The organism is Streptomyces sp. NPDC002130 (genome assembly GCF_040296465.1).
Classification (GTDB): Bacteria; Actinomycetota; Actinomycetes; order Streptomycetales; family Streptomycetaceae; genus Streptomyces.
On sequence record NZ_JBEOXI010000976.1, the window covers coordinates 1 to 1,259 of the forward strand.

2 protein-coding genes are annotated in these 1,259 nt (G+C 66.2%); both read left to right on the plus strand.

What is annotated here, in order from left to right:
- The coding region (locus tag ABT116_RS47560) for a DUF5926 family protein (protein WP_351647648.1) at positions 1-684 on the plus strand (684 nt) is incomplete at its 5' end.
- A 53-nt stretch (positions 685-737) separates the two neighbouring features.
- The coding region (locus ABT116_RS47565; protein ID WP_351647650.1) for an alpha/beta fold hydrolase at positions 738-1,259 on the plus strand (522 nt) is incomplete at its 3' end.

Below are 1,259 nucleotides of genomic sequence, written 5' to 3' on the forward strand. Positions count from 1 at the left end.
CCCGGCGCTGTTGCCGCACTCGTTCGCGACGAGGGCGAGACGGCCACCGGATTTGTCGGTGTGCAGGTTCAGGCGCACTCTGCCGACCTCGGCGCAGACCTCGCGGCTTCGGTGAACTGGATCAAGGACGCAGCCCCCGGCGACGCGCTTTCTGCCGCGAACCCCGATTCCGAGACACCCGCAGTCACCGCGGTTGTCGATCCCTCGGCTCTGCTCGACATCACGGTGCACCAGGACTTCAACTGGTGGATCCCCGAGGGCGTCGAAACCGATCCCGAGGTTGCCGCCACCGTGCAGCACGCCAACTCGGCGATCATGCCGTCTGCACGCCTCGAAGGCGACGGCCTCGTTGCCGCGTGGTGGGTCGACGCCGGCGAGAAGGCGCACCTGCGTTGGGTTCGCCCCGAGAGCGAAGACGATCTGATGCTCGCGCTGGCGCGCGTGCACGCGACCGGTGGGCTGCACCTGGGTGAGGGCTCGCGCTACGCAGGCTCGTTCCGTACCCACGGCCTGTTGGTCCCGGTCTTCGACCTCGACCGCGAAAAGCATGCAAACGAGTGGGTAGCGGCAACCGTCGAGCTCGGTGAGCGTCTTGCCGAGGCGCTGGCCGTCGACGCTCCGCTGAACTCGGCCGAGTTGCGCTCGCGCGACGGCCTGCGCGGACGCCAGGTCACGCTGCGCTGATTTTTTCGCCAGAACTATAGGCGTTACGCAAAGTTACGGTTAATGTTGGCGGCATGACTTTGTCGCACGACATCTCCGGTAGCGGTCCCACGCTTGTGCTCGTCCATGGCATCGTCCATCGACGGCAGGCGTGGGATTCAATTGTGGACCAACTGACGCCGTACCGACGCGTCGTCACCGTCGACCTGCCGGGTCACGGAGAGTCGCTGCTGCCCGAACTCGGCCCGGATGTCATGGGACAGCTGATCGACGATGTGAGCGAGTTCGTCAAGGAGGTGACTCCGGCGGGGGAGCGCGCCCACGTCGCCGGAAACTCACTCGGCGGATGGATTGCACTCTCGCTGGCAGCGCGCGGTGACGTCGCGTCGGCTACAGCTCTTTCGCCGGCCGGGTTCTTTGTCAATCACCTCGATCAGGTGCGTGCGATCAACACGTTCCGTGCACTGCGCGGCACAGCCAAGCTCATGGGTGATGGTCTGCCACGCGCATTGCCCCGGTCAGCCGGGCGCCGCGGTGCCGGGTGCCGTCGGCGGTTCCGCCAAATAGGAGCAAGCAGGAGGAGGCCCCATGATGGG